This is a genomic window from Bifidobacterium xylocopae, from assembly GCF_003315615.1.
Taxonomy (GTDB): domain Bacteria; phylum Actinomycetota; class Actinomycetes; order Actinomycetales; family Bifidobacteriaceae; genus Bombiscardovia; species Bombiscardovia xylocopae.
The window spans coordinates 1-443 of the sequence record NZ_PDCH01000072.1 but is presented as its reverse complement, the minus strand read 5'-3'; the positions used below and the strand labels follow the sequence as shown (position 1 = coordinate 443).

Here is a 443-nt window from a genome sequence, read left to right as displayed (position 1 = left end):
TGCCCACCCTCCTCTCCTGTCCTTCTCTTCCTCTCCGCCCTCTCTCATCCTTTCCCTCCCCCTCTCTTCCTCACTTCTCCTGCCACCACCCCGACCCTCCCCCTCGCCTTCCTCGGCCGCGTCACATGTGTATAAGCGCCCGAGGTTCCTCAGGACCATTTCGCGCATCGGATCAGTAAAGAGGAAGTGCCGCTTCCTCTTTACTGATCCGATGCGCGAAATGGTCCTGAGGAACCTGATAGCCCCGCTCCTTCAGTACCTTCTGGGCCCGACGATCGATGGGATTGCCGAACTCCGCAGGATGTATCTTATACACATCTACGATCCCACCACACAGACACGGAGGTAGGAGGCAGGCATCAGCAGGAAAAAAAAAAAAAGCAACACGGAAGAGGGATGCGAGGGAAGAGCGAAGTACGACGAAGAGAACGAACGGCACGAAG

General features: G+C 56.7%; 1 pseudogene. It reads right to left on the bottom strand.

The window, feature by feature from the left end:
* Nucleotides 1-193 precede the first annotated feature (193 nt).
* A pseudogene (locus CRD59_RS08260) lies at nucleotides 194-295 on the bottom strand (low molecular weight protein-tyrosine-phosphatase); the annotation flags it as partial.
* Nucleotides 296-443: the final 148 nt, after the last annotated feature.